The organism is Mycetohabitans sp. B46, assembly GCF_037389205.1.
Lineage (GTDB): Bacteria > Pseudomonadota > Gammaproteobacteria > Burkholderiales > Burkholderiaceae > Mycetohabitans.
Window position 1 is genome coordinate 101,923 of the sequence record NZ_JADBGL010000006.1, and the last position, 19,264, is coordinate 121,186.

Here is a 19,264-nt window from a genome sequence, read left to right on the forward strand (position 1 = left end):
AGGGTTTGCGGGCCCGCCTGTGCATGCGTCGCGAGCGGGCAATGGCCTCTTGACGGCCTAAAAAACAGTTGATTATAGGCGAAATCGGCGGGTCGCCGCGAGGGGACCGTTCGGCCGCGTGGTCCACGCCGTCACCTGAAACAACGTGACAGCGTCAATGTCGGCCGGACGAAACCAGCGCCTGGACGCCGTAGGCCTGGGCAAGGCTAGCCAATCCGTCGGGCAAGTTCAGGATCGAGAACGACGCGGCGCGCCGCGCGCGAGCCTCACGTTGCCACGCCAGCAATACCGCCAACGCCGACGAATCAAATTGCTGCAGGCGGGCGCAATCCACAGCGGTCGCGCCGCCGGCAATATGGTTCAGGCCAGCCTTGAGTACGGCGTTCGCCGTCGCGAACGTCAGAACCTGGCCCGTTTCAAAGGTCGTCATGATGGGCTCTTGGCCACGGCGGCCGGCGTATTCTTCTGCGATAGATAGGTGATCAAGCCATCGATCCCATGTTGCTGGATCTGCTCATTGAACTGTTGCTGGTATGTCTGCACGAGCCACGCACCGGCGACATTCAAATCATAGACCCGCCAGCCATGCGCGGTCTTCTCCATCCGATAGTCGAGCTCGATCGGCTGGCCATTGTTGATCACCGTCGAGCGTACAACGACGTCGGTATCAGTCGGCGCCGCGCGCAGCGGCTGATACCGGATTTCCTGATTGCCAACTTGCGACAGGGCCCCAGAATAGGTTCGGATCAGCAGCATCTTGAATTGCTCGACGATCTGCTGCTGTTGTTGCGGCGTCGCGGTGCGCCAGTGCCGCCCCATGACCAGACGCGTCGTCCTCGCGAAGTCGGTGTACGGCAGAACCTTCTGGTTGACGACCTGCGTGATCCGCTCGATGTCGCCGGCTTTGATCGACGGGTCGGCGCGCACGATGCTTAGCACGTCGGTCGTCACCGATTTCACCAGCCCATCCGGTGTGTCCATCTCAATGGCCGGCGCTTCGGCAAACGCACCGGCACTGAACGACAGCAACGTGGCAACGACGGGAATTAGTAAAAACTTTTTCATCAACTCAGTCCTATCAATGATTTCTTTCCGCTATGTTTCAACGATCGTTCAACATTGGAGCGAATTGCGCAGTTCGAGTTTCATTCGCCGCGAACCATGTTCACCTAAACCGAAGATTCGGAATGCTATAGGGACGGCCACCGGGCGGAAGCATCTGCTGGCTCGGCACGTGCGTCTGCGATGCCGGTTGCACGGTATCAGCCGATGCCGATCGCGCCGCTGCAGCATCCGGCCCGGTCGCGCCGGTTGGCGCCTGCCGTTGTGGGACCGATGCTCGCTGCGCTGCGTCGGGCTGCGATGCGGCGGCCGGTGTCAGCGGTCGCATCGCCGCGGGGTGGGCAAGGCCGGCGCCAGCAGTTCCAGCAGTTCCAGCAGTTCCAGCAGTTCCAGCAGTTCCAATAGCTCCAGTAGCACCGCCGGCCGCACCGGCAGCCGGCGCACCTTCGGCGCCAGGCGTCAGTGCGCCATCGTCGGTCGGACCGGTGTCGGCGTCCGATTCATCGTCGTACGCGGGCGGCGGCGGATTGCCATCCGAAATCAGGTACTGGCGCCGTTGCAAATGGGCGTTGCGCACGAACGAGTATTTGTCGAGCGCCGCATTAGACAGCAGGTCGGTCGCACCAAGCAACGCCGCGCGCGTGCTGACGATGCGCACACCATATAGCGTCGTGCGCAACCAGATCGGACGCATGTAGGCAGTCAGGTCGCCCTGCCAGTCGACCAGCAGGCCTGCCGCGTCGCGCACGGTGCTGGGCCCAAGCAGTGGCAACACGAGGTACGGGCCCGGCGGCACGCCATAGTGGCCCAACGTGACGCCGAAGTCTGATTGGTGCTTCGGCAACCTGGCCTGGCTGGCAAAGTCGAACAGCCCCCCCAGCCCGAACGTGCTATTGATCGCCACACGCATGATGTCTTCCGTGCCCGCGGTGATCTTGCCTTGCAATAAATTGTTGGCGGCGATATACACATCGCCGATGTTCGAGAAGAAGCTCGATACACGATCGCGAACAAATTGAGGCAACGCCCAGTTATAGGCGCGCGCCACCGGCTTCATCGCCACGCGGTCCAGCGTGTCGTTGAATTCGAACATCGTCCGGTTAAACCCTTCCAGCGGGTCTTGCTTCGACGGCGTCTTCACCGTCGCACAACCGCCCAGCGCTATCGCAGCGGCCGCGGCCACGACGGTGGCTCGCATCGTTGTCATGCTGCTTCCCCTCAGTTTGCCGTCGCGCTTGCCGGCGCGACTTGGGTTTGAGATGCACCCGGGCTGGCCGCGGCAGGCCCGGGTGCTGCCGGGGCCGCCGCGGGTGCGGCAGGCGTGGCGGGCTTGCTCGCACCAGCGTCCGCCGCCTTGCTGTACAGGAATTGGCCGATCAGGTTTTCCAGCACGATCGCGGACTGCGTCATCGTGAGCGTGTCACCATCCTTGAGCAGCTGTTCGTCGCCCCCCGGATCCAGGCCGATGTACTGTTCGCCGAGTAGACCCGAGGTGAGGATCTTGGCCGACGAGTCCTTCGGGAACGTGTACGGCTTAAATACGTCGATCGTGACCAATGCCTGGTAAGTCTGCGTATCGAACCCAATGCTCTGCACGCGGCCCACCATCACGCCGGCACTCTTGACCGCCGCGCGTGGCTTCAGTCCGCCGATGTTGTCAAACTTCATTTTCACCGAGTAGGTGGATTGAAACGACAGCGCACTCATATTGCCCGCCTTGAGCGCCAGGAACAGCAGCGCAACAAAGCCGAGCACCACGAACAAGCCGACCCAGAAGTCCAGAGCGTTTTTCTTCATCGTCATCCCATCGGAATAGCTATTACCGCTGCGTGCTATACGGGGATCGCGCACGCAGTCGTGCCGGCGCGCCATGGCGCCGAGCCCATTCATCAATTGAACATCAGCGCGGTCAGCAAAAAGTCCAGCCCGAGTACCGCCAGCGATGCGAACACGACCGTCTTGGTCGTCGCGCGCGACACGCCTTCGGGGGTCGGCTTGGCTTCATAGCCTTGGAACAACGCAACGAAGGTCACCGCAAAGCCAAACACGACGCTCTTGATCACGCCATTGCCGATGTCCTGCCGTAGGTCAACGCCCGATTGCATTTGGGACCAAAACGCACCGGGGTCCACGCCGATCAATATCACACCGACAAAATACCCGCCGACGATGCCGACCGCGCTGAAGATCGCCGCCAGGATCGGCATCGCGATCACGCCAGCCCAGAATCGCGGTGCGACGACGACCCGGATCGGATCCACGGCCATCATTTCCATCGCAGTCAGTTGCTCGCCCGCCTTCATCAGGCCAATCTCCGCGGTCAGCGACGTGCCGGCGCGTCCCGCGAACAGTAGCGCAGTGACCACTGGCCCAAGCTCGCGCACCAGCGACAGCGCAACCAACAGCCCAAGCGCCTGCTCGGAGCCGTAGCGATTCAGCGTGTTGTAGCCCTGCAAGCCCAGCACGAAGCCGACGAACAACCCCGAAACAGCGATGATGACGAGTGAATAATTACCCAGAAAGTGAATCTGCTGGATGACGGTGCGCGGGCGCCGCAGCAATGGGAAGCACTCCGACGCAAGCCGCGCGAACATACGGGCGCCGTAGCCCGTGCGTGAAAGGCCGTCGAGAACGGCGCGGCCGACCGTGGCGATCATGCGCTACTCTCCTGCGCGCGGCGCAGCGCCGAGACCGAAGTCCACCTCCAGCGGCGCGCTCGCATAGTGAAAATGAAAGGGACCGTCAGGCGCGCCGTCGATAAACTGCCGCACGCTTGGATCCTGCGACGCGCGCAACTGCGCGGGCGTACCCTCGGCGAGCACCCGTCCATTCGCAATGAAATACACGTAGTCCGCGATCGCAAACGACTCCGGCACATCGTGCGTCACGAGGATCGACGTCGCGCCGAGCGCGGTATTGAGGGTGCGAATCAGGTTCGCGGTAATGCCCAGCGAGATCGGATCAAGTCCCGCGAACGGCTCATCGTACATCATCAGCTCGGGGTCAAGCGCAATCGCCCGGGCCAGCGCGACCCGGCGCGCCATGCCGCCCGAGACTTCGGACGGCGCCAAGTCGCGGGCGCCGCGCAAGCCAACCGCGTTGAGTTTCATCAACACGAGATCGCGAATCAGCGCCTCTGGCAGATCCGTATGCTCGCGCAGCGGGAATGCGACATTGTCGAACACCGACATGTCAGTAAACAACGCCCCGAACTGGAACAACATGCCCATCCTGCGCCGCGCCGCGTAGACCGCCTGGGGGTCCATTGCACCGACGTCCTCGCCGCGGAACAGCACCTGGCCTCGGTTGGCACGCACCAGGGCACCGATGAGCCGCAACACCGTTGTCTTGCCGCACCCAGAGCCGCCCATGATCGCAACCACCTGTCCACGCTTGAAACGCATGTTCAGATTCTGGAGCACGAGTCGCTCAGCGCTGTAGCCGAAAGCAACGTCGCGAAGCTCAAGCAGAATATCGGAGGCGGTTGGCGGCACGTAGGCAGTCATCAAAAGGCACGGAACGCGGATTATAGGGCCTAAAGCGGATCTGCCGCCTGAAACCCCGACGTGGACTGTGCGCGAGACCGCTTACACGCCACCTTCGCGGCGTAGGGCAATGGCAGGCAAGCCTTACATTATCGGATAAACTTTCTTTGCAACGCAAAGACTGCTTTGTCGACATCCTGGGCTTGCGTGACCGCGCGCACGAGCGCGGCACCGCGTACACCGGTGGCCAGCACGTCGTCCAGCGTCTGCAGGTCGATGCCACCGATTGCCACGCAGGGCACCACGCCGTCCAGGAGCCGCACGTAGCGTGCGAGTCGCGCAAGCCCTTGCGGCACGCTGGGCATCGCCTTGGTGGTGGTCGGAAACACCGCACCCAGCGCGATATAGCTCGGCTTGAAGTGCAGCGCCACCAAAATCTCGTAGTATCCGTGCGAGGACAGACCCAGCCGCAGTCCCGCGTGCGCCAGCGCACCCATGTCCGCGCGCGGCAAATCCTCCTGGCCCAGGTGCACGCCATAGGCGCCTTCGTCCAGCGCCAATTGCCAGTGGTCGTTGATGAACACGCGTGCGTCGTCATAGCGGCGTGCCGCCGCAACGGCGCGGCGCACGTCGGCCCGCAGCACGGCTAACTTGCGCGAATCTGCCGCGTCACCCGCCCCGTCAACCTTGCGGCGCAGTTGCACGGTACGCACGCCGAGCGCTAGCAGCCGCTCGATCCAGTCGGCCGTCGGCACCACCGGATACAAACCGAGCGCTGCCGGGCACGCGGCGAATGGCTGCACCGGCGCATCGGGCAACCCCCGCACGCGCGGAAAGCGCGACACATCGCACGGCCATGGATCTTGCGCATGCTCGTCGCCCTGCCGCCACGCTAAGGCGAGGCACAGCGCATCGTGCAGCGCGCAGCCACAATCGATGAACGCGGCGAACGCCGCGATCCAGTCGTCGCACGGTGCGGCCTCCAACGTGCGGACCGCATCGCCCTGATGCAACCGCATGGCACGCGCCGACGCGTCCAGTACCGCGGCGCCGGCAGCCACCCAGCGCGCGGTATCGGCCGCATGCGGCTGCGCATCGGTCGCTACGATCACGTCACCGGGTCCCGGCTGCGGCGGCGGCGCGAGACAGATCCGCACCGACTGGCTGATGCGCGACCCATCACCCAACCGTGCGCGGATACGCTCGGCCGCCTCCAGCAGTTCATCCGCAGGCGGATAAAAAACCTCGCGCTCCCGCAGGAAGGCGTCGCTCATGCCCGCTCATCCGAGGGCGGGACAGCGGCACCCTCCGGCGCGCGATAGTCGTCCTGGTGCCAGAATGGCATGCCGACCACCGGCGTACTCGCGTGCGCGCTGTCGCGCTCCGGCATCGGCCCAGCCAAGTACGCTTCGCGACCCGCCTCGACCGCACTCGCGAATGCCCGCGCCATCGCCTCGGGCTGCGCCGCCTGCGACACCGCCGTGTTGAGCAGCACAGCGTCGAACCCCCATTCCATCACCTGGCATGCGTGCGACGGCACACCCAGGCCGGCGTCGACGATCAGCGGCACGCCCGTCAGGCGCTCACGCAGCAACTTGAGTCCATACGGGTTCACTACCCCCTTACCAGTGCCAATCGGAGCGCCCCACGGCATCAACGCCTCGCAGCCGACGTCGAGTAGTCGCCGCGCGACAACGAGGTCTTCCGTGCAATACGGCAGTACCTTAAAGCCGTCCCGCACGAGGATGTCGGCCGCCTCGATTAAACCGACTGGATCCGGCTGCAACGTGTAGTCGTCCCCAATCAGTTCGAGTTTGATCCAATCGGTCTCAAACACTTCGCGGGCCATCTGCGCGGTCGTCACCGCCTCTTTCACGGCATGGCAGCCGGCGGTGTTGGGCAGCAGCGTGACGCCCCGGCGCTTCAGCGCGTCAAAGAAACCGACGTCGGCGTCGCCCTGCGCAGCCAACTGGCGCCGCAACGCGACGGTGACCATCGCGGGCCGCGCGGCCACGAGCGAGGCCTCGAGCGCATGCAGCGACGGATAGCGCGAAGTGCCGAGCAATAGGCGGCTTGCGAAGGGTTGTCCATACAGGATTAGCGCGTCGGCGGTGGAAAGCGAATGCATCATTGTCTCCGTTCATTTCGGTGACCCATAGGTCAGGTTGTCAGCTCGCGCGGCATGCCGCCAATGCGTCATCCGCCTGCCACGGGCTTGACGACGTCGATTCGGTCACCTTGCGTGAGCGCGCGCGCAGGATGCTGCGCGCGCGGCACGAATTCGCCGTTGATCGCGACCGCGTACGGCGGCACGGCACCATACGAGGCCAGCGCGTCGGCAAGGCGCGCATCGTCGGGCAACGAGAAAGGCTGGTTGTTGATTTGGATATCCATGATTCATGCGTCAGTTGAGCACGGCTGCAACGCAGCCGCACGGTAAAGCATCGGCCAGCGCGAGGCGGCACGCCATGCGTCGAAGCCGTCCGGATCGCGCACCTGCGCATCGAGCAACGCGTGCGCGAGCGCCACGGCTTCGCGCGCCACCTCAGGCGCAATCATATAGCCGTGGCGGTACAGGCCATTGACGCGCAGCACCGACGCACCATCCCACGACAGCGCAGGACGATGGTCCGGCAGGGTGGGCCGGCAATGCGCGTTCAGCTCGAGGATCCGGCCCTCGCCGAAGGCGGGATGCAGCGAATAGGCCGCCGACAACAACTCAAGCGCCGAGCGCACACTCACCGGCGACATGTCTTCGCCCTCGATCTCGGTGGCCCCAATCACATAGTAGTCGTCCTGCTTGGGCGCGATATACAACGGATAGCGCGGATGCAGCAGACGCACCGGCCGGCTCAGACCAATGCCCGGCGCATGAACCCGCGCGACTTCGCCCCGCAGCCCGCGCAGGCCAGACCAGGCCCGCTTTGCACCCAGTCCACGGCAATCGATCACTAGACCGGCAGCAGGCAGGGCATCCTCGCGCACGCAGGTATGCCAGTGCGTGTCAACATGCAACTCGTCGAGTGCGGCGCCCAGCGCCGCCAGCAACTGGCGGTTGTCCAGTTGCCCCTCGCCGGGCAGCAGGCGCGCGTCGTGAAAGCGCGTACCAAGCGCCGGCTCGGCTTGCGTGACCTGAGCGCCGTGCAGTGCGACAATGCCGTCGCGCAGCATCGTCATGGGCGCGTTCACGCGCACGCGCTGCTCGAACAAGGGCCATTCGGCCCGATCAGCCGCATGCCAGACAATCAGTGTGCCGTTGCGTTGGAAGAACACGGGTTGTGGCAGCTGCGGCAGCCATTCGGCCCAGCGCTCGAGCGACGCGGCGCCCAACTCCACCAACAACGGCTCGGCACTGGCCGCTTCAGCCAGCGGCGCGAGCATAGCCGCGGCGACCCACGCTGCCGCACTGCGTCCGCTCGGCTCGCCTTGCTCATACAGCGCGACATGATGGCCCGCGCGCGCGAGCCGCCACGCAATGAGACGACCGGACAAGCCACCACCCAAGACTGCGACATCGGGCATCGGCGCGGCGCGGCACGCGGTTTCTGAAGAGGGGTCGGATCGGTGCACGGCAATCGCATCCTATGTACGGGAATCGAGGTACAAGGACGAAACAACCGGCGAGATTCACGTGCGGGAACCTAACCACAGTGGCGCGCCGGCAGGCACGTCCTCTCCCTCACGGCAGAACGGAATCGGAAACTTCCCGCGCCGGTATTACCCGGATCGGGTGCAAAGGGACTCTCTCAGCCTGGCACTGCGCGGCTCGCCGCGCATCGACTTGCAAACGCGCATCAACGTGCAAAGCACCCCTGTTTCGTCTAAACCCATTAAATCACAAAATCGTTGCGGGCCGCAATTCGTTGCTCTGGCACAATGTCGCGCAATCGCCGCTGCCAAAGCGCGCGCCGCCGCGCGTCTTAAGCCGGAATTAAGCGGTAGCCGGAACAATCCGCATTGGCACGAGTCGGTCACCGTCGCGACGCCCGCGACGCCCGCGACGCCCGCGACGCCCGCGACGCCCGCGACGCCCGCGACGCCCGCGACGCCCGCGACGCCCGCGACGCCCGCGATGCACCGACGCACCGGTAACGCCGGTGAATGGGCCGATTTGAGGAACCCTACATTTGAGGAACCCTATGAGTCAACCCGCATCGGGCAACAACGAACGTATTACCACGTGGGGCCTGATCAAGCCGTACTGGGTATCGGACGAAAAGTGGATCGCCTGGGGACTGCTCGCGCTCGTGGTCGCGATCAACATGACCATGGTGGCGGTCAACGCGTGGTTCAACACATGGCAGCGCGTGTTCTTCGACTCGATCCAGCAGTACAACTACCCGGTATTCAAGCACTCGCTGCTGCAATTTACCGCGATCGCGATGGCGATGATCCTGCTCGGCTCGTATCGCACGTACTTTCGGCAGATGCTCGAATTTCGCTGGCGCCAGTGGCTCACCACGCAATACATGCACGAGTGGCTGTCGGGCCGCGCGTACTATCGGATCGAGCGCGACAAGCTCGCCGATAACCCAGACCAGCGGGTTTCAGTGGACCTACAAGAACTGGCGAGCACGACGCTGGCGCTCTCGCTGGATTTCCTGTCCACGTCCGTCACGCTACTGTGGTTCAGCCATGTCCTGTGGCAGTTGGCCGGCCCGCTCAGCTTCACCGTGTTCGGCATCGATGTGACCATACCCGGCTACATGGTATGGACCGCCCTGCTCTACGCGGTGATCGGCTCGTACATCACGCATCGCGTCAACCATCCGCTCGTGTCGATCAACTACCAACAACAACGGGTCGAAGCAGACTTTCGTTTCTCGTTGATCCGGTTGCGCGAAAATGTGGACCAGATTGCCCTGTACGAGGGCGAGCGCTCCGAGGAGAAAGCGCTGCAAGGCGCCTTCGGGCACATTCGCGACAATTGGCGGATGATCATGCGCTATACGCGGCGCCTGAACATTGTCGTGGTCAGCTATTCGCAACTGGCCCTCGTGTTCCCGTTCATCGCCGCCGCCCCGAAATACTTCGCGAAGGCGGTCAGCTACGGCGGCTATCAGCAGACAATCGGCGCGTTCGGCACCGTCAGCAACGCGTTCTCATGGTTCGTCAGCAGCTACTCGACGCTGGCCGCCTGGCGCGCCGTGATTAACCGGCTCAAAGAATTCCGACGCATCATGGCGCAACCGCAGTTGCTCGAGTCAACGTCGCGGGCCACCGAGCACGGCGGCATTCACATGAGAATGGCCGATACGACGGTACTGCGCGTGCAGGCGCTGCGGTTGTTGCGCCCGGATGGCACGCCGCTGTCGACGATCGGCTCGTTTGCAATCGCGCCCGGCTCGCGGGTGCTCGTGCAAGGCGCGTCGGGCTCCGGCAAGAGCACACTGCTGCGCTCGCTGGCCGGCCTGTGGCCATTTGGCAGCGGCACCATCGAGATGCCCGTCAACGCACGCGTGATGTTCGTGCCGCAGAAAAGCTACGTGCCGATCGGCACGCTCAAGGACGCGCTGTGCTATCCGGCGACGGCCGACGCGTTCACCGACGCGGACTGTGCCGACGTGCTGCGCGCCTGCCGGCTAGGCGAACTCGTCGATAAGCTCGAGGCAAGCAACCATTGGGAGCGCGTGCTGTCACCAGGCGAACAGCAACGCCTGGCGATCGCCCGTGTGCTGTTGCAAAAGCCCGATTTCCTGTTCCTTGACGAGGCGACCAGCGCGCTCGACCTTGACACCGAGGCAGCGCTGTACCACGTGCTGACGCAACATCTAGCCCACGCGGCAATCGTCAGTGTCGCGCACCGGCAGTCCGTGCAAGCGATGCACGACGAGACGATCGACGTGGTGCGCGATGCCTGACGTGCGGCAACGTGGTGACGGCTGCGTCCCGCGCATGACACAGTCACGGCCGGGCGAGCCCGGTCGGTACCGCCGCAAGCATCGCGTAGCGCGACCCGGCCGGCGTTAGCGTACTGCTCATCAACGCCAGCGTATCGAAGGTGATCAACGGCGGCACGGGACGCACCGTCTCGACATGGCGCGTCAGCGCGGGCGGATCGCCGCGCAGCCTGGCCAGGGTCAGATGCGGCCGCAACGGCCGCGCAGCGGCGGGCACACCGGCCCCCTCCAGCAGCGCGTCGACGCGAGCCACCCACGCGAGGAACGCCGGCACGGCGATCAGTTCAAGCGCAGACACGCGCGCCCGCGTGGCGCTGGGCAGCATCGCGGCACGCGAGGCGGGCAGCCTATCCGGCACCGGCGCCAGCGTCGGCCATTCGTCAATCAGCCGCGCGCCCGTATCCGGCGTCAGCGCGCCAATGAATCGTATGGTCAGGTGAATCTGCTCGCGCGGTATCCATCTAACGCCTGCGATATGACCGGCGCGCCATGAAGCGCGCCACGCGTCGATTGCATCGAGGGCGCCGGAATCGGGAATCAGTGCGACAAAGCAACGCTGCAATCTGACATCCATCGATGATCCCCTACGACAAAGCCGTCCTGCTGCAAGCGGTCGCCGATGATGAAAAAAGCCCGACCCGGCACCGGCCCGCGCACGGCTCAAGCTCAGCGCGGCAGCTCCGAGTCTCCCATCAGGAACGCATCCACCGCACTCGCACATTGGCGGCCTTCGCGAATGGCCCAGACCACCAGCGACTGCCCCCGGCGCACGTCGCCGGCAGCAAACACCTTGTCGACCGACGTGTGATACGCGCGCTCGTCGTCGGTGCCGGCCCGCACGTTACCGCGCTGGTCCTTGTCAACGGCAAACGCATCGAGCATCGCCGCTGCCGGCTGCGTAAAGCCCATTGCAAGCAATACCAGATCCGCTTTTATTTCGAACTCGGAGTCAGGCACCTCCTGCATCTTGCCGTCCTTCCACTCGACGCGCGCAGCGATCAGCTTGTCGACCTTGCCGTTGCTGCCCTCGAAGCGCTTGGTCGCCACCGACCAATCGCGCTCGCAACCTTCCTCGTGCGAGGATGACGTGCGCAGCTTGATCGGCCAGTATGGCCACACGAGAGGCTTGTTCTCCTCCTGCGGCGGGCGCGCCAGCAATTCAAACTGCGTGACGCGCTTCGCGCCGTGCCGATTCGACGTGCCGACGCAATCCGATCCGGTGTCGCCGCCGCCAATCACGACCACGTGCTTGTCTTTGGCAAGCAACTGATTTGCAAGCTTGTCGCCCGCGTTGACTCGGTTCTGCTGCGGCAGGAACTCCATCGCGAAATGGATGCCGGCCAGCTCACGGCCCGGCACTGGCAAGTCACGCGGCGTTTCGGCTCCGCCCGCCATCACAATGGCATCAAACTGTTCGCGCAATGCGTCCGGCGACAAGGTGTCCTTCGCCGCATGGTTGATCGACGCCGGCAATGGCTCTTTGCCGATGAACACGCCGGTACGGAACGTCACGCCTTCCGCCTCCATCTGGCGCATGCGGCGGTCGATCTGCCACTTCTCCAGTTTGAAGTCGGGGATGCCGTAGCGCAGCAGGCCGCCGATCCGGTCGTTTTTCTCGAACACCGTCACCGCGTGGCCGGCTCGCGCCAGCTGTTGCGCAGCGGCCAGCCCGGCAGGCCCAGACCCCACCACCGCGACCTTCTTACCGGTCTTCAGCTTGGGCACTTGGGGTGCGACCCATCCTTCGCTCCACGCCTTATCGATGATCGCGCGCTCGATCGATTTGATGCCTACCGCGTCGCTGTTGATATGCAACGTGCAGGCGGCCTCGCACGGCGCGGGACAGATCCTGCCAGTGAACTCCGGAAAATTGTTCGTCGAGTGCAGCACGTCGATCGCCTGCTTCCAGTCCTGGCGATACACAAGGTCGTTGAAGTCCGGGATGATGTTATTTACCGGACAGCCATTGTTGCAGAACGGAATGCCGCAATCCATGCAGCGTGCCCCCTGGATCCTTGCGTCCTCATCAGTCAGCACATGCGCGAATTCCTTCCAGTGCTTCACGCGTTCCAGCGGTCGCTCATACACTTCGTGGCGACGTTCATATTCGAGAAAACCGGTTGCCTTGCCCATGAGCTTCTCTTAACCAATGCATATTGAGGGGGCAGCCCGCTACACCGCGGCGGGACTGTCGTGCGTGTGCTTGCCAGCGCACCTGAAGTCGCGTCGGTGCGCGAGCCGTCAGGCCGCTAGGCTCGGCGCGCTCGCCGCCTTCTTCTTGGCGCCGATCTCGGCCAACGCACGCTTGTACTCGGTCGGGAACACCTTGACGAACTGACGCCGCGACGTATCCCAGTTTTCGAGCAGCGCCTTGGCGCGCGGCGATCCGGTGAACTGGAAGTGGCGCTCGATCAGCCCCTTGAGCAATGCCTCGTCGGTCTGATCCTGATGCCACAGTGCCGGATCGACAGTGCGCTCCTGCTCGGCCTGCTGCAGTACCGGCTCAAGGGCGACCATCGTCTTATTGCACTGGGTCGCGAACGTGTTGTCCGGATCGAACACGTACGCGACGCCTCCCGACATGCCAGCCGCGAAGTTGCGGCCGGTCTCGCCAAGCACGGCGACGGTGCCACCGGTCATGTACTCGCAACCGTGGTCGCCGGTACCCTCAACGACTGCCGTCGCGCCGGAGTTACGCACGCAGAAGCGCTCGCCCGCGACACCCCGGAAGTACGCTTCGCCCTCAATCGCCCCATACATGACGGTGTTGCCGCAAATGATGTTCTCTTCCGACTTGCCACGGAAGTCATTGGTCGGACGCACGATGATGCGTCCGCCCGACAGCCCCTTGCCCACATAGTCGTTGCCGTCGCCCACCAGGTCTAGCGTGATGCCGCGCGCCAAGAACGCGCCGAAACTCTGCCCGGCTGTCCCTTTGAACTGGATGTGGATCGTATCGTCCGGCAAGCCATCGTGCCCATACTTGCGCGCGATCACCCCCGAGAGCATCGCGCCGACCGTGCGATTCACGTTGCGCACCGGCTGGATGAACGACACATGCTCGCCCCTGTCAATCGCCGCCTTCGCCTTGTCGATCAACACATGATCCAGTGCCCGGTCCAGCCCATGGTCCTGCGTATCGACGTGCCGGCGCGCCACTTCGGCACCCGCTTCAGGCACATGGAAGATCCGCGAGAAATCGAGCCCGCGCGCCTTCCAATGCTCGATGCCCTTCTTCGTGTCGAGCAAGTCGGCCCGCCCGACCAGTTCGTCAAAGCGGCGAATCCCGAGCTGCGCCATGATTTCGCGCACTTCCTCGGCCACGAAGAAAAAGAAGTTCACCACGTGCTCGGGCTGGCCCTGGAACTTCGCACGCAGCACCGGGTCCTGCGTCGCGACGCCCACGGGGCACGTGTTCAGATGGCACTTGCGCATCATGATGCAGCCTTCGACGACCAGCGGCGCCGTCGCAAAGCCGAATTCGTCGGCGCCCAGCAGCGCGCCGATCACGACGTCGCGCCCGGTTTTCATCTGCCCGTCGGCCTGCACGCGGATCCGGCCGCGCAGCTTGTTAAGCACCAGCGTCTGCTGCGTCTCGGCCAGGCCCAACTCCCATGGCGTACCAGCGTGCTTGATCGACGACAGCGGCGATGCGCCCGTGCCGCCATCGTGGCCCGCGATCACGACGTGGTCAGCCTTGGCCTTGGCCACGCCCGCCGCCACCGTGCCCACGCCGACTTCAGAGACAAGCTTCACCGATACGCTGGCGCTCGGGTTGGCGTTCTTCAGGTCGTGGATCAGTTGCGCGAGGTCCTCGATCGAATAGATATCGTGGTGCGGCGGCGGGGAAATCAGCCCGACGCCCGGCACGCAGTAGCGCAGCTTGCCGATGTACTCCGACACCTTGTGTCCGGGCAGCTGGCCGCCTTCGCCCGGCTTGGCGCCCTGAGCCATCTTGATCTGGATCTGGTCAGCCGAGCTTAAATACTCGGTGGTCACACCGAAACGGCCCGATGCGACCTGCTTGATCTTCGAGCGCAGCGAATCGCCATCGCGCAACGGAATATCGACGGCGACGGCCTGCTCACCCAAGACTGAGCCGAGCGTATCCCCATTCTTGATGGGAATGCCACGCAACTCATTACGGTAACGGCGCTCGTCCTCGCCGCCTTCACCGGTGTTGGACTTGCCACCGATGCGGTTCATCGCGATCGCCAGCGTCGCATGCGCCTCGGTACTGATCGAGCCAAGCGACATCGCACCGGTTGCGAAGCGCTTGACGATCTCCTTGGCCGGCTCGACTTCATCGAGCGCAATGGCCTTAGTTGGATCGACCTTGAACTCGAACAGGCCGCGCAGCGTCATGTGACGGCGGGTCTGGTCATTCATGATATGGGCGTACGCCTTGTAGGTCTGGTACGAATTGCTGCGCGCCGAATGCTGCAGTTTCGCCACCGCGTCGGGCGTCCACATGTGGTCCTCGCCACGCACGCGGTACGCATACTCGCCGCCGGCGTCAAGCATCGTCGCGAGAACCGGGTTGTCGCCGAATGCATCGCGATGTAGGCGGATCGCCTCTTGCGCGACGTCGAACAGGCCAATGCCGCCGACGTTGGATGCGGTGCCTTTGAAGTACTTGGCGACCAGTTCGCTGGACAAACCCACCGCCTCGAAGATCTGCGCGCCGGTGTACGACATGTAGGTTGAGATACCCATCTTCGACATGACCTTCTGCAGGCCCTTGCCGAGCGCCTTCGTGAAGTTTTGGACGGCCTTGTCGGCCGACAGCGCGCCCGGCAGGCCACTGGACATCGCCACCAGCGTCTCAAGCGCCAGGTAAGGATGCACCGCCTCGGCGCCATAGCCGGCGAGCAGGGCGAAGTGATGAACCTCGCGCGCGGAACCGGTCTCGACCACCAGGCCCGTACTCGTGCGCAACCCATGCGCCACCAGGTGGCTATGAATCGCCGAGGTCGCGAGCAACGCCGGGATCGCGACATTGTCCCGGTCGGTCTTGCGATCCGATACGATTAAAATGTTGTAGCCGGAGCGTACAGCGTCGACTGCCTCAGCACACAGCGACGCCAGGCGCGCCTCGATACCGGCCTTGCCCCACGCGACCGGATAGCAGATAGTCAATTCGTAGGAACTGAACTTGCCACCAGTGTACTCGCCGATTGCGCGGATCTTCGCGATATCCTTGAAGTCGAGCACCGGCTGCGATACTTCCAGCCGCATCGGCGGGTTAATGTTATTCGTATCGAGCAGGTTTGGCTTCGGTCCGATGAATGACACCAATGACATCACCAGGTTCTCGCGAATCGGGTCAATCGGCGGATTCGTGACCTGCGCGAACAACTGCTTGAAGTAGTGGTACAGCGTCTTGTTTTTGTTCGACATCACCGCGAGCGGCGAGTCATTGCCCATCGAGCCGATCGCCTCTTCGCCAGTTTGCGCCATCGGCGCCATCAGAAACTTGATGTCCTCCTGCGTGTAGCCGAATGCCTGCTGCCGGTCCAGCAACGCCGGCACGGCCTGCGGCTCGGCCGCCACCGCGACGTCCTCCGGCTTCGGCTCAATTTCGTCCAACTTGATGCGCACCGCGTCGATCCAGCTCTTATACGGCTTCGCGTTCGCTAAATTGTCTTTCAATTCCTTGTCATCGATGATGCGGCCGTGCTCCATGTCGATGAGGAACATCTTGCCCGGCTGCAAGCGCCACTTCTTGACGATCTTGGACTCGGGGATCGGCAGCACGCCGGCCTCGGATGCCATGATCACCATGTCGTCATCGGTGATGAGGTAGCGCGCCGGACGCAAGCCGTTGCGATCCAGCGTCGCGCCAATCTGGCGACCGTCGGTGAACGCGATCGCCGCCGGACCGTCCCACGGCTCCATCATCGCCGCATGATATTCGTAGAACGCGCGGCGGTTTTCATCCATCAGCGCGTGCTGCTCCCACGCCTCCGGAATCATCATCATCATCGCGTGAGCCAGCGGATAGCCCGCCATCACCAGCAATTCGAGGCAGTTATCAAACGAAGCCGTATCGGACTGGCCCGGGTAGATTAGCGGCCACAGCTTGTGCAGATCATCGCCGAGCACGTGGCTTGCGATAGCCCCGGTGCGCGCGTTTAGCCAGTTGACATTGCCCTTGACCGTGTTGATTTCACCGTTGTGTGCAATCAACCGGTATGGGTGCGCCAACTCCCACGCTGGGAACGTATTGGTCGAGAAACGCTGGTGCACCAACGCAAGCGCCGACACGACCCGCGCGTCCTGCAGGTCGCGATAGTAGATTCCCACCTGCCTCGCCAGGAGCAGCCCCTTGTAGACGACCGTGCGCGCCGACATCGACGGCACGAAATACTCCTTGCCATGCTTGAGCTTGAGCGCCTGGATACGGTGGCTGGCCGTCTTGCGGATCACGTACAGTTTGCGCTCGAGCGCATCGGTAACCATGATGTCCTTGCCGCGACCGATGAAAATTTGGCGGATCACCGGCTCGCTGGCCTTCACCATCGGCGACATGTCCATCGCGCCGTCGACTGGCACGTCGCGCCAGCCGAGTACCACTTGCCCCTCGGCTCTGACCGTGCGCTCGAGTTCCTGCTCGCACGCCAGGCGCGATGCGTGCTCTTTGGGCAGAAAAATCATGCCAACGCCGTACTCGCCGGACGGCGGCAACGTCACACCCTGCCGCGCCATCTCCTCGCGATAGAACGCATCCGGAATCTGGATCAGGATGCCGGCGCCGTCGCCCATTAGCGGATCCGCGCCCACCGCGCCGCGATGATCCAGGTTATCGAGAATTTTCAGGCCCTGCTCCACGATCTCATGGCGCTTGCGGCCTTTGATGTGCGCGACAAAACCAACGCCACACGCGTCATGTTCATTTTCTGGCGCGTACAGGCCTTGTGCTTCGGGCAAACCCTGGCCGACGATCGATTGTGCTGCGTCTTTCATGGGGACACCGTAATTGTGATTAGGTGCAAACGGCCTGGAAAACTCGCGCTTAAACGCTGCGTCGCTGGCGCGGCAAGGTTACCAGCGCATGTCGCGCTGGATCAGTAGCGGCCGCGACTGCTGAACATGGAGACGATAAATCAGCTGGAAATCGGAATATACGCAACGAATCGATAGGATGCCAAGAAAAATTGATTGATACGACCCCCCATAATATTCATCACTATTTTTTGTTCATAAAAATTGGTTCCATATCAATGGGGTGTACAAGCAGCACGCCTTGGTGTGCCTGCTTCACCCGATCAAGACGGTGTCCATGGCAACCGAAATGCACCACGCTTGCCCCTGCCCGTTCCGCACTCGATGCATCATTGCGGGGGGCCTGTGTGTCACGCGGTCCCGGGCTACCGTGTCGCCCGATGAGGAACTTCCGCAGGGGTGACTGCCCGATGTAGGAGACCGGAAGGAGAACACCGGAAGGAGAACACCGGAAGGAGAACACCGGAAGGAGAACACCGAAGGGAAAACGCCGCAGGAGGCAACTTCTCGATGTGAAACGCCTGATGTAGTCCGCCCAATGTAGCACCGCTCGACAGGGGGACTACTCGATATGGAAACATCGATGTCATGCCGCTCCAGGGGAGCCACCGGTAGTCAATAAGCGGGTTGTCGCCGGTAGAGCCGCCGCTGACAGAGATGCCCTACGTTGAAGCGGGATGATCCGTTTCCGAATCGCCATTGGCCGGCCCCTCCCCCGATGCCCGTGCCGGAGCGCCATCGCCGCTCGCGCTCGTGTCAGCAGCATCAAGGCCAGTCGTGGCCCGCCCCGCCTGCACATTCTGTACGGACGGCTCATTGACCGGCCCTGCCTCACTTGAGCGACCCGCCTCCGGCGACGGCACATCGCCTGACGGGCGTGCAACAGCCGAGGCCTCGCCTTCGGCCTCTGCACCAGGCGACTGCACACCGGCCGGCCCCTGATCATCGTCGGCCCGCGTCTTGCGAGGGCGTCCACGCGGCAATGGCGACACGCGGCGGTTCGCTTGCCGAGCCGCCCAGTCGCGCCAACTTTCGCTCCCCAGCACCCAACCCTTGAGCGTAGCCTGCTGCAGCTCATTGACCGCGTTTTCATCCAACGCCTGCTCACACAGCGCTTTGTAGGCGTGCTGGCGCTCGAACGGCGTATTGCCCAGCGCCCAATACAACGGATGGTCGGTAATCAGCGGATCGAGTGCGAGGCCAACATGGTGTCGATAGCTAGACCACTGATATGCGTCGACAGAAGAAACGAGGCGCTCGCGCACCGGACTAAGCTCCACCAGCCGGCTGCCCAGCATGAAATACCGCTCTGCTTCGATCACCGTGGCACGGTAGCGCCCTTCCCACAGCGTACCGCGTCGCCCATAGCGACGATTGAAGTGTGCGACGTAGCGTCTACCCACGGCCTGCATCGCCTTGGGAAGACTGGACTCCTCGCGCGGCGTCGCCAGCAACTGCACCGCCGACGGCATCAGAACATACGCGTGGACCGCAAGTCGGTGGTCGCGTGATGCCGTTTTCAAGCACTCGACAAACAGCGCATAATCCTCGTCATCGACGAAAGCAGGCTGATGATCGATGCCTCGCAGAATCACGTGCTGCGGCTGGTCGGGGACATAAAGACGTGCTAACCGGGCCATTGCAGGAATTTCCGTTTAGATCACACTTAGAGTATATCCGCGGAGTCAATCATCCCGCGGCGCTCGCGCACGACGCGGCGTGCAAAGCCAACTGCGTCCCAGCTTTAGGGAAAATGCTTAACGCAGGACTATGGTTCGTTTGAAACGTTGTCTGCATAATGGGTAAGCTTTA

The 19,264-nt window shown here is 63.3% G+C and carries 14 protein-coding genes, 1 pseudogene and 1 riboswitch; of the genes and pseudogenes, 1 reads left to right on the forward strand and 14 read right to left on the reverse strand.

Annotation, left to right across the window (positions count from 1 at the left end; all coding sequences use genetic code 11):
• Window positions 1–154: 154 nt before the first annotated feature.
• The 10 genes from IHE30_RS08360 to IHE30_RS08405 all read right to left on the reverse strand — a co-directional run bounded on the left by IHE30_RS08360 (window position 155) and on the right by IHE30_RS08405 (window position 8,069).
• Window positions 155–430, reverse strand: coding sequence for an STAS domain-containing protein (locus tag IHE30_RS08360; RefSeq protein ID WP_337689891.1), 276 nt, complete (start codon window positions 428–430; stop codon window positions 155–157).
• Window positions 427–1,065: an MlaC/ttg2D family ABC transporter substrate-binding protein gene (locus IHE30_RS08365; protein WP_337689892.1), complete on the reverse strand. Its 639-nt coding sequence runs from the start codon at window positions 1,063–1,065 to the stop codon at window positions 427–429. The genes IHE30_RS08360 and IHE30_RS08365 overlap by 4 nt, the downstream gene beginning before the upstream one ends.
• Before the next feature lie 100 nt (window positions 1,066–1,165).
• Window positions 1,166–2,269 carry an MlaA family lipoprotein gene (locus IHE30_RS08370; RefSeq protein ID WP_337689893.1) on the reverse strand — a complete coding sequence of 368 codons (1,104 nt, stop codon included), beginning with the start codon at window positions 2,267–2,269 and terminating at the stop codon, window positions 1,166–1,168.
• 11 nt (window positions 2,270–2,280) lie between these two features.
• Window positions 2,281–2,865: an outer membrane lipid asymmetry maintenance protein MlaD gene (mlaD, locus tag IHE30_RS08375; protein ID WP_337689894.1), complete on the reverse strand. Its 585-nt coding sequence runs from the start codon at window positions 2,863–2,865 to the stop codon at window positions 2,281–2,283.
• 86 nt (window positions 2,866–2,951) lie between these two features.
• Window positions 2,952–3,719, reverse strand: a complete 768-nt coding sequence (gene mlaE / locus IHE30_RS08380; protein ID WP_337689895.1) for a lipid asymmetry maintenance ABC transporter permease subunit MlaE — start codon at window positions 3,717–3,719, stop codon at window positions 2,952–2,954.
• A gap of 3 nt (window positions 3,720–3,722) precedes the next feature.
• Window positions 3,723–4,568 (reverse strand): ABC transporter ATP-binding protein, encoded by an 846-nt coding sequence (locus IHE30_RS08385; RefSeq protein ID WP_337689896.1) that lies wholly within the window; start codon window positions 4,566–4,568, stop codon window positions 3,723–3,725.
• A gap of 128 nt (window positions 4,569–4,696) precedes the next feature.
• The gene (gene thiE, locus IHE30_RS08390; RefSeq protein WP_337689897.1) at window positions 4,697–5,821 is read right to left on the reverse strand and encodes a thiamine phosphate synthase; all 1,125 of its coding nucleotides are present in this window, start codon (window positions 5,819–5,821) and stop codon (window positions 4,697–4,699) included.
• Complete coding sequence (locus tag IHE30_RS08395) at window positions 5,818–6,675, reverse strand: thiazole synthase (RefSeq protein WP_337689898.1); 858 nt, start codon at window positions 6,673–6,675, stop codon at window positions 5,818–5,820. The genes thiE and IHE30_RS08395 overlap by 4 nt, the downstream gene beginning before the upstream one ends.
• Before the next feature lie 68 nt (window positions 6,676–6,743).
• Window positions 6,744–6,941, reverse strand: coding sequence for a sulfur carrier protein ThiS (gene thiS / locus IHE30_RS08400; protein WP_237070154.1), 198 nt, complete (start codon window positions 6,939–6,941; stop codon window positions 6,744–6,746).
• Window positions 6,942–6,944: 3 nt separating this feature from the next.
• Window positions 6,945–8,069: an FAD-dependent oxidoreductase gene (locus IHE30_RS08405; RefSeq protein WP_337690033.1), complete on the reverse strand. Its 1,125-nt coding sequence runs from the start codon at window positions 8,067–8,069 to the stop codon at window positions 6,945–6,947.
• A 164-nt stretch (window positions 8,070–8,233) separates the two neighbouring features.
• A riboswitch (TPP riboswitch) is annotated at window positions 8,234–8,371 on the reverse strand.
• A gap of 315 nt (window positions 8,372–8,686) precedes the next feature.
• On the opposite strand from IHE30_RS08405, the gene IHE30_RS08410 reads away from it, so the two are divergent.
• Entirely contained in the window at window positions 8,687–10,408 is a 1,722-nt protein-coding gene (locus tag IHE30_RS08410; protein WP_337689899.1) for an ABC transporter ATP-binding protein/permease, read from the forward strand.
• 43 nt (window positions 10,409–10,451) lie between these two features.
• On the opposite strand, the gene thpR is transcribed toward IHE30_RS08410, so the two are convergent.
• The 4 genes and pseudogenes from thpR to IHE30_RS08430 form a co-directional block, all read right to left on the reverse strand.
• Complete coding sequence (gene thpR / locus IHE30_RS08415; protein WP_337689900.1) at window positions 10,452–11,021, reverse strand: RNA 2',3'-cyclic phosphodiesterase; 570 nt, start codon at window positions 11,019–11,021, stop codon at window positions 10,452–10,454.
• Between the two features lie 92 nt (window positions 11,022–11,113).
• A complete protein-coding gene (locus IHE30_RS08420) occupies window positions 11,114–12,580 on the reverse strand; it encodes a glutamate synthase subunit beta (protein ID WP_337689901.1) in 1,467 nt (488 codons plus the stop codon).
• Window positions 12,581–12,688: 108 nt separating this feature from the next.
• Window positions 12,689–17,413 (reverse strand): glutamate synthase-related protein, encoded by a 4,725-nt coding sequence (locus tag IHE30_RS08425; protein WP_337689902.1) that lies wholly within the window; start codon window positions 17,411–17,413, stop codon window positions 12,689–12,691.
• Window positions 17,414–18,405: 992 nt separating this feature from the next.
• Window positions 18,406–19,092, reverse strand: a pseudogene (locus IHE30_RS08430) (transposase); the annotation flags it as partial.
• Between the last annotated feature and the right edge of the window lie 172 nt (window positions 19,093–19,264).